At 39.8% G+C, this 9888-nt stretch carries 8 protein-coding genes and 1 rRNA gene; 4 read left to right on the top strand and 5 right to left on the bottom strand.

Annotated elements, in window-relative coordinates; translation table 11 throughout:
• Positions 1 to 157 precede the first annotated feature (157 nt).
• Positions 158 to 610, top strand: coding sequence for a bacteriohemerythrin (locus tag ABDV70_RS13440; RefSeq protein WP_343598464.1), 453 nt, complete (start codon positions 158 to 160; stop codon positions 608 to 610).
• A 339-nt stretch (positions 611 to 949) separates the two neighbouring features.
• Positions 950 to 1855: a LysR family transcriptional regulator gene (locus ABDV70_RS13435; protein ID WP_343598462.1), complete on the top strand. Its 906-nt coding sequence runs from the start codon at positions 950 to 952 to the stop codon at positions 1853 to 1855.
• On the opposite strand, the gene ABDV70_RS13430 is transcribed toward ABDV70_RS13435, so the two are convergent.
• From ABDV70_RS13430 to ilvD, 3 genes are all read right to left on the bottom strand, one after another.
• A complete protein-coding gene (locus tag ABDV70_RS13430) occupies positions 1844 to 2584 on the bottom strand; it encodes a sulfite exporter TauE/SafE family protein (RefSeq protein WP_343598461.1) in 741 nt (246 codons plus the stop codon). The two genes, ABDV70_RS13435 and ABDV70_RS13430, sit on opposite strands and share 12 nt — an antisense overlap.
• A gap of 155 nt (positions 2585 to 2739) precedes the next feature.
• Complete coding sequence (locus ABDV70_RS13425; RefSeq protein WP_343598460.1) at positions 2740 to 4044, bottom strand: hypothetical protein; 1305 nt, start codon at positions 4042 to 4044, stop codon at positions 2740 to 2742.
• Between the two features lie 342 nt (positions 4045 to 4386).
• Entirely contained in the window at positions 4387 to 6216 is a 1830-nt protein-coding gene (ilvD, locus tag ABDV70_RS13420; RefSeq protein ID WP_343598459.1) for a dihydroxy-acid dehydratase, read from the bottom strand.
• Positions 6217 to 6711: 495 nt separating this feature from the next.
• On the opposite strand from ilvD, the gene fmt reads away from it, so the two are divergent.
• The gene (gene fmt / locus ABDV70_RS13415) at positions 6712 to 7674 is read left to right on the top strand and encodes a methionyl-tRNA formyltransferase (protein WP_343598457.1); all 963 of its coding nucleotides are present in this window, start codon (positions 6712 to 6714) and stop codon (positions 7672 to 7674) included.
• Positions 7671 to 8957 carry a 16S rRNA (cytosine(967)-C(5))-methyltransferase RsmB gene (rsmB, locus tag ABDV70_RS13410; protein WP_343598455.1) on the top strand — a complete coding sequence of 429 codons (1287 nt, stop codon included), beginning with the start codon at positions 7671 to 7673 and terminating at the stop codon, positions 8955 to 8957. Before fmt ends, rsmB begins: the two co-directional genes overlap by 4 nt.
• Before the next feature lie 61 nt (positions 8958 to 9018).
• Here the strand turns inward: rsmB and ABDV70_RS13405 are convergent, their stop codons facing one another.
• Together ABDV70_RS13405 and rrf are read right to left on the bottom strand one after the other, a co-directional pair.
• Positions 9019 to 9636 carry a TetR/AcrR family transcriptional regulator gene (locus ABDV70_RS13405; protein ID WP_343598454.1) on the bottom strand — a complete coding sequence of 206 codons (618 nt, stop codon included), beginning with the start codon at positions 9634 to 9636 and terminating at the stop codon, positions 9019 to 9021.
• A 166-nt stretch (positions 9637 to 9802) separates the two neighbouring features.
• Positions 9803 to 9888 (bottom strand): 5S ribosomal RNA (gene rrf / locus ABDV70_RS13400); the annotation flags it as partial.

Below are 9888 nucleotides of genomic sequence, written 5' to 3'. Positions count from 1 at the left end.
TAAAATTAATTATAATAAATATTGCATCTAATTATTAATAATGGTAAAATAGCAAATAGCAAATAGCAAATAGCAAATAGCAAATAGCAAATAGCAAATAGCAAATAGCAAATAGCAAATAGCAAAAAATAATTTTGAAAATTTTCAGGGGCCCATCATGGAATGGCAAAATAGCTTTAATATCGGTATCGATGTTATTGATGCTCAACACCGTCAAATTTTAGAATATATCAACATCTTAGAAGATATCCTCCAAACACATGATCAATCTAAAACAGCCGATGTCTTAAATGATCTCATCGATTACACCCAATCACATTTTACATTTGAAGAAAATTTACAGCAGCAAGTTCATTATGAATATGCTACACCACATAAATGTATTCATGATCTATTTATTAGTAAATTAGCACTTTATCAAACTCGTTTTAATGAAGGAAAATTAATTGATAAAGATCTACATAACTTTTTATCTAAATGGTTAATCAACCATATTCAACATGATGATATGGATTATGTTGATGCTGTTAGAGATAATATGTTGAGTTATATTCGACAACAAGAAGCTAAAAAAGGAAGAGGATGGTTCTCACGTTTTTTTAAAAAATAAATCCTAGTTTTTATCGCTACTCCTTATATAAAAGAAAGAAATATTCTTCTTATTATTTAAAGGTGATTCACCTATTTACTGTTCTGCTCTTGTTATGACTATTTGTATAGCAGCACAGAGACGTTCTTCCAAACTGATCTGTGCCGCTATTTTAAAGACTGCAATTAACAAGCACCTACCTTTATTCAAATAAATCAGCTCACAGAAACCTTTTTTATCCTACTCATACCCATTTTATAATGAGAGCATTTATATCAAAATCACGATTTTCTCATTCTTTTTCATCCCTCTTGCATATTTTTAGTATGATAAAAATTATTCTACTTTCTACCCAAACTTATGCGCCTCGACTTTTTTGATCTACAACTCATCTTAAATATTGTCGCAACGGGTAGTCTGACCAAAGGTGCAGACTGTTCTGCAATTTCATTACAGGCAACAAGCGAGCGGATCAAAAAACTAGAGCAATATTTCGACACTCCACTCTTTATTCGACATCATTCAGGGGTCAAACTCACGCCCGCAGGGCAAGTTCTGATTCAACATGCACAGCAACTTCGTAAACAACGTCAGCAACTAGAACAAGACATGCAACGTTTCCGTGCCCATAGTACCGAGCAACTTATTTTATGGTGTAATTCATCTGCACAAAGTGAATATTTACCAATGCTTTTACCGCAATATTTATTGCAACATCCTCAACTCAGTATTGATTTGCATGAAGCGGAAAGTTCGGAAATTGTCACGGCACTTTGTGATGGAAAGGCGTTATTAGGACTGGTCTCTAATTTTTTTAATACGCAAAATCTACAAACACGCCTTTTTGCAGATGATCCTTTAGTACTGATTTGCCCAATTCAGCATCCACTGACTCAGCAAAATCAAATTGAATTGGCAGATGCCTTACACTATGACTTTATTGGCTTAAAATCCCATCATTCTTTGCAACGCGCCATTGAGCATCAGGCACAGCTTTTGGGTTTTAATATTCAATACCGTTTACGTTTACCTGACTTTTCAGCGATTGCCGAAGTGGTTACCAAAGGCATTGGCGTCGCTATTGTTCCTGCTCGGGCAGCCATGCGTTTACAGTCTGACTATGCTTTTACATCTGTCCCACTTAAAGGTGCATGGGCAAATCGTCAATTGTTGTTGGTTACGCCCGACTTTCAGCAACTCCCCGATAACTATCAACAATTCGCTCATTTCCTTGTTTCCAATCAGGAATATGCTTTAGCCCAGTAGTAAATGCAGCATCATATATCCACCTAAAGTGATTAATCCAATAAAGAACAGGCGGCGAAATTTTTGTCCATTGAGCTGATACCGAATTTTTTTACCCAGCCACATTCCCAAAAGTGAAGGAAGTAATGCCAACAATGCCCAGAGATAATCTAAATGCACATGGGCCACTGGATTTTTCTGTAAGAATATTGCTAAACAGATGGTCGAAACTGTGAATGTCAGCCCCAGCGCCTGTATCAGTTCATCTCGTTTTAAATGCAGAGCCTGTAAATACGGCACAACAGGAATAATAATCACCCCTGTCGCTACCGTCACCGCACCACCAACATAGCCAATGATCGGCGACAACCAAGATTCATGCTGGGCAAGGTTCGGGAAATGTTTCGCCCATAATCCATACATGCCATAGAGGGTCAGCATCATCCCCAATAACAGCTCACTACTATGCCCTTGCCCCTGATTTAATGTCGGCAAAAAGCTAAACATCGACCCTAGAACCACACCGAACAATAACATCCAGAACCGACGGATAAACGACCAGACCCGACCTTCGGCAAATAATTGCCAAATATTGGTGACCATAGACGGAACTATCAGTAATGATGCAGCCTGAAAAGGCGTCATGATGACACTGAGCAATCCCATCGAAACAGCAGGTAGACCTAAGCCAATCATGCCTTTTATCATCCCTGCGATGGTAAAAATAACCATCACCATTATGGCAAGCATCCATCTTCTCCTTTAGTGCTTGCTTCTATGCTACTGACAAGAAGATGATTCCCCTATTCTTTATTGATGAAGGCTACCTCAAGCAAAAGTTGAGGCAAAAAAAAAGAAGAGACATCGCTCTTCTTCATTTTTGAACCTATCAGCAAAACAACAGACTAATCATTCTGACTCTGCATTTCTTCGTTTTCAGCTTTGATATGCGCTTCTAAAATATTATTAAGAATACTTTCAATCATCCAGACACGATACAAGCTATTGAATACGTAAGTCTGTCCATCGACACGTAATTCTAAAACAGGAAATTCAGGCTGATGCTTGGTTCTGCACTGTTCATCATTTTGCTGTAAATAATGTTCAACAGGCTGATCCGTCAAATGCTCAATTTCTAACGATGCTTGTAATTCGGCAACATGTGGTGAATAAGACAAATCTTTGCCTTTTGTCCAAACTGCTTTTAGGACATCATACATGGCATCGATGCGCTGTGCTTCTTCTACGCTATAGAAGATCCGCGCGATATTCATGACAGCATCCTGTGTCGGACGGCAAAATGGCGTAAATGCAACTTCGGTACGCTGTGATAACCGTGTTGCCAAAGACCAGTCAAACTGGTCACGTCCCTGATAGGTTAAAGGGTAAACCGTGAGTTGAATATTATAATAATTGGCTAAATTTTCTTTAATATAAGCAAGCAGCAACCAACTAATCGGATCTTCCAACGCAATATACAAATCAAGCTCAGGCTGCATGGCCTGAATTTCTGCTAATTCTTCGGCATCGCTGATTAAATGCTCACGCCATTCAATATGATTAATTAAAAAGATTGGAATGCCTGTCAGCAGTTTTTGGCGACGCAAACGACGTGTTAAACGCAATAAATCATCAACCGCCTGATACTTACGGTCGGCAATTTCAAAATAACTGGCAGCAACGGGGACATCATTAAAAATACGTTCTGGAAAATGTTGTGGTTGATGCTGCTGGCTGGCCATGGCATATAAAGTTTTGAGTTTGCCATATTGCTGTTGCCATAACATATGAAAGATATCTTCAAGCAGATATAAAAATGGCTCATCTCGCAAAGGCGTATTTCTTAAAATGACTTCGGCTTGCTGGAGGGCTTCTTTGGTTGGCAACTCAGGCTGTTCGTCATATCCAAAACGATGTTGCTTTGCCAAAATTTTGGCATCGTTTAAACAATAGGCTTGCCATTCCTCTGCGGTCATTCCGTTTGGTGGTTCAACAGACTGATGGGAAATAATGACTTTTAAAGGTTTTAATTCATCACTCAAAATTTCATTGAGCTGTGGTAATTGCTGCACAGCGAGGTAACTATAAACATCATCCAGACGTAAATAAATACTCAGCCCTTTTTCTGTAGGTAAAACGTCTTGCCGTGATGGTTTTTGATAGAACCATCTCGATCGGATTGGATCAAACCAGCGACGAAATACTGACATGCGTACAGCCTCTTAACTATGAATTTTTCACGGCATTAAATGACAAGCTGCAAAATATAGACCAAATTCTATTTTGTAGCACAACAAACAATTCTTTGATTTTTACATCTTGCCTTTATGCTTGTGACAACAGCACCTTATCGATTTAAGCCGCAAGTTTAGCAAATTTTGCCCCCGCCTCGCTTGTTTATTTTCGTGACGTTTTTATGAAACCACAATCAAGAGATAAAACCCAGACCAAGCCATCAAAGCTCACCCAGCTTTTTTTAGCCAAAAAAATGCACCGCCATTCATGGAATAACGATGCAATTTTTTGAATTAAATGATTTTTACATTCAATTCTTACACGGTACGAACTGCACCTTTTGCGGCACTTGTTGCATGTTGTGCATAAATTTTCAAAGACTTAGACACTTTACGTGGCCGCTCTTCTTTCGGATGCCAGCCTTTTTCATCTTGGGCTTTGCGGCGCTCTGCCAAAGTTTCGTCATCTACACGTAAGTCCATACGACGGTTCGGAATGTCAATATCAATAATATCGCCATCTTCAACCAAACCAATTGCACCACCCTCGGCAGCTTCAGGTGAGATATGACCAATTGAAAGACCTGATGAGCCACCCGAGAAACGACCATCGGTAATTAACGCACAGTCTTTACCTAAACCTTTCGATTTTAAATAGCTGGTTGGATACAACATTTCCTGCATCCCAGGTCCACCACGCGGTCCTTCATAGCGAATCACCACAATATCGCCTGCTTTAATTTCATTACCTAAAATGGCTTCTACCGCAGCATCCTGACTTTCGAAAACACGTGCTGTCCCTGTAAATTTCAGGATAGATTCATCTACCCCTGCTGTTTTCACGATACAACCATCCAAAGCGATGTTGCCGAATAACACAGCCAACCCACCATCTTGAGAGAACGCATGTTCAGCATTGCGAATCACGCCAGTTTCACGGTTGCCATCAAGTGTTGAATAATAACGCTCTTGAGAAAAAGCCACTTGGGTTGGAACACCACCCGGTGATGAACGGTAGAATTGATAAATTTCAGGATCTTCAGTACGAATAATATCCCATTTATCGATAGCATCTTTTAAGGTGGGTTGATGTACTGTATTCACCGATGTATCAAGCAAGCCCGCACGTTCAAGTTCACCTAAAATTGCCATGATTCCCCCTGCACGATGCACATCTTCCATGTGAACATCTTGTTTTGCAGGTGCAACTTTACATAGCACAGGTACATGACGTGACAGTTGATCAATATCATTCATGGTGAAATCGACTTCAGCTTCATGTGCCGCAGCCAATAAATGCAGAACGGTATTGGTTGAACCGCCCATTGCAACATCCAATGTCATGGCATTTTTAAATGCTGACTTGGTTGCAATAGAACGTGGCAAAATGCTGTCATCATTTTGTTCGTAATAGCGTTTTGCCAATTCAACAATCAATTGACCAGCTTTTAAGAATAAATTTTTACGGTTGGCGTGAGTAGCCACAATTGAACCATTGCCCGGTAAAGATAAGCCCAATGCTTCGGTTAAACAGTTCATTGAGTTTGCAGTGAACATCCCCGAACATGAACCACAGGTTGGACATGCCGAACGCTCAAAGCTTTTCACTTCTTCATCAGTATAATGATCATCCGCAGCAACCACCATTGCATCCACAAGGTCAATCGCTTTTTCATTACCACGAATTTTGACTTTACCTGCTTCCATCGGGCCGCCCGAAACAAAAACCACAGGAATGTTTAAACGCATTGCTGCCATTAACATTCCCGGTGTGATTTTGTCACAGTTTGAAATACAAACCATGGCATCAGCACAATGCGCATTCACCATATATTCAACTGAATCTGCAATCAAATCACGCGATGGCAATGAATACAGCATTCCGTCATGCCCCATGGCAATTCCGTCATCTACTGCAATGGTATTAAATTCTTTGGCAACACCGCCCGCTGCTTCAATTTCTCGGGCAACCAGTTGACCTAAATCTTTCAGGTGAACATGCCCCGGAACAAATTGGGTAAATGAGTTGACCACCGCAATAATCGGTTTTCCAAAGTCGTCATCTTTCATTCCTGTTGCACGCCATAAACCACGTGCGCCAGCCATATTTCTTCCATGTGTCGATGTTTTTGAACGATAGTCAGGCATTTGTGTTTCCAACAAGTTGTGCTCGAGGTGAATAAATTCACTCTGGCTGAATAATACGGATCGTGTTGTTCTCTGCTTTATCATCAACCAATTTGAAGATCAAACAGCAACAACATATAGATGTGTCATCAATGCTGACAAGAGCATCACTGAAATCAGCTTATTTCACGACAACAGAAATATCCATTGGCATCATTCGCTATATTTTCATTTGAATGTCGCTCGGCATTGCCATGGCGATTCCAGCATCTATTCTACTCTTCATTCTATAGAAGCAAATCGGCTTGGGAAAGCCAAGAACTGCTTTAGAATGTCAATATTTAATAAAACTTACATGAATAATTTTTTAATTTTATATAACTTATTTTTATCAATTCTTTATTTTGAATAATTTTTTGTTCATTATCCAGATCAACAGCTGACAAATCAGATCATGTTTATAGCTTGTCTGTATTTTCACGTATAATGATGACAAACTGACTTTGGATTGCATTTGTGAAAATCATTTTTGCGGGCACCCCTGAATTTGCAGCCTCAGCTTTGGCTGCCTTATTAAAAACTCCTCATGAAATTGTTGCGGTTTATACTCAACCTGACCGTAAAGCAGGTCGTGGGCAAAAACTCACCCCATCGGCTGTGAAACAACTGGCATTAGCGCACAATCTTCCTGTTTATCAGCCTTTACATTTTAAGGCTTCAACGGCTGAAGGCTTAGCGGCACAGCAAGAACTGGCTGCATTTGATGCCGATGTAATGGTCGTTGCAGCATATGGCTTAATTTTGCCACAAGCCGTGTTAGACATGCCAAAATTTGGTTGCTTAAATATTCATGGCTCATTGCTACCACGTTGGCGTGGTGCTGCTCCGATTCAACGGGCGATTGCCACAGGTGACAACCAAACAGGCATTACCATCATGAAAATGGCTGCGGGTTTAGACACTGGCGATATGCTATATAAAACTTATTGCCCAATCACTGCACAAGACACTTCCGCTACATTACACGACAAACTGGCAGCGCAAGGTGCAGAAGCCATTGCTACCGTTTTAACCTCACAAGAAACACTACAACAATATCTGGCTGAACGTGAAGTTCAGGATGATGCTTTAACTGTTTATGCACATAAACTCAGTAAAGCTGAAGCAAAACTTGATTGGCAATTGCCAGCACAACAGCTTGATCTGAATATCCGTGCCTTTAATCCATGGCCTGTTGCCTTTTTTCCGTTAGATGAACAGCAAAATGTGCGTGTATGGAACTGTGAAAAATCAGCATTCACCACAGAAACAGCACAAGCTGGTGAAGTCATTGCCATTGATAAACAAGGCGTACACATCTCCTGTGGCGAGCAAAGTGTGCTTTGTCTGACCCAATTACAATGGCCAGGCGGTAAACCGCTCAATGCCAGCCAAATCTTACAATCACAAAAACTTCATGTTGGACAAATCTTGTCATGAATCAATTACTCAATCTTCGTGCACAAGTGGTGAAAACCTTACTGTCTGTACAGCAAGGACAATCGTTGTCTACTATTTTGCATCAGCAATTAGATCAAATTGCACCGAAAGACCGTGCTTTATTTCATGAACTAGTTTTAGGCACACTTCGCCAATGGTTTAGCTTAAAGGCACTCACCTTGCCTTTACTGAGCAAACCATTGGACAATCCCACGGTTGAAAGCTGTTTATATGTTGGGCTCTATCAAATTTTATGCACCCGCATTGCCCCACATGCAGCAATTTCTGAAACAGTCACAGCAACAAAGCAACTGGGTTTTCCTGCTTTAAGTGGTGTTGTGAATGCAATTTTACGTCGTGCAACACGTGAAACCGAGCAATTCCAGCAGACCTTAAATCAGACACATGGTTTACCAAGTTGGCTCTATAAACGTCTAAAAAAAGATTGGCCTGAGCAACTAGAATCCCTTTGCCAAGCGCTAAAACAAAGTGCTGCCATTACTTTACGTGTCAATCAACGAAAAATCGGACGTGACGCTTACTTAACTAAACTAGAAGATACTGACGTCCAAGCACAGGCTTGCCCTTATGCCGATGCAGGGGTCTTTTTAAAACAGTCTGTCCAAATTCCAGAATTGGTTGGTTTCTCACAAGGCTGGTTTTCCGTTCAGGATCAACACGCGCAACTCTCAGCAAGTTTGCTTCCAAATCTAGATGGTAAAACCGTCATTGATGCCTGTGCAGCACCAGGTGGAAAAACGGCTCATTTACTTGAGAAATTTAAACCATCATTACTCATTGCATTAGATCAGGATGAAAAACGTCTAAATCGAGTCACAGAAAACTTACAGCGTTTAGACTTAAATTCAGATCACGTACAAATCATGGCAGCCGATGCAACAACATGGCAAGCAACTAGAATGGTCGATTGTATTGTGTTGGATGCCCCTTGTTCTGCGATTGGTGTACTCAGACGCCATCCAGATATTCGATTATTGCGTCAAGCCAGCGATATTGCTGAAACAGTCGCTTTACAAAAGCAAATTTTGCAAAATATGTGGCAACAACTCAAGGTTGGCGGCACATTACTCTACATTACCTGCTCAATTTTGAAAGCAGAAAATGAACAGCAAATGATTGAATTTTTTGCAGAACACCCCGAAGCTCAGGAAGAAAAAATTATTGCGGACTGGGGAATACCACAAACTCATGGTAGACAATTATTACCGCTTGATCAGCAAGGTGATGGTTTTTATTACTGCAGAATTAAGAAAATAGCTTAAATACCCTACTTCCTTCTTTTAAAGACTGATTTTTGTTACATGCAAAATCAGTCTTTTTGTTTTAAGCATCTACAAAATTCAGTTCAGTCTGGCTTGGAATGGACAAGGCTTGATGAATATAAAGGCGTACCAATTTTTCGCGAGAGCCAATGGAACGCTGATAATAACTCGAATTCAATAATAGACATGCGCCATACGTCAGCGACCATATATATGATAAATAATCACGAATTGAGATATTAGATTGAAATTGATCTAAATATGCTTTAGTCATATCTTTAATACGAAGAATACGCTGCTGACGAATTTCATATAACTCATTAAACAAATGTTTTAACCCTGACTCTGTCATGGTTAAGTTTTCCTCGATTTGATGCAAAATAATCGTTTTTTCAGGGGCTTCTAGATGAAAAAGCATATAAGTAGGCGCATAATCCTGAAAATTATCAGAAAATTTATCAGAGATATTTAAAATTTTCTTTTCATTTTGAATAATTAATTCTAATAATAATTCATTTTTAGATTTAAAGTGCTTGTATAATGTTCCCTTAGCGATATCTAACTCTTTCGCTAAATCATCCAACGTCATACTTTGATAATTCTCTAGCAATAATTCTTCTGATACTTCCAAAATTTTTTTATAACGCGCTAAGAATTGCTCCTGACGGTTCGATTTCATGATGAACTCCATTTATCCAAAATCTGACCTAAATACAGTCTTACTAATAGCACATTTTATAACTTTTTCACATCTCCAATATGTATACGATCCTATTCCCAAAAACGAACTTTCCCCCCCCAAAAAAAAATAAACCCCCGACACTTGGTCGGGGGTTTGAATAATGAGCTGGCGATGACTTACTCTCACATGGGTAACCCCACACTACCATCAGCGCTAAGAGGTTTCACTTCTGAGTTCGGGAAGGGATCA

The organism is Acinetobacter sp., from assembly GCF_039596015.1.
Classification (GTDB): domain Bacteria; phylum Pseudomonadota; class Gammaproteobacteria; order Pseudomonadales; family Moraxellaceae; genus Acinetobacter.
Note: the sequence above shows the minus strand (reverse complement) of the source record. Positions and strands in the feature narration are given on the sequence as shown.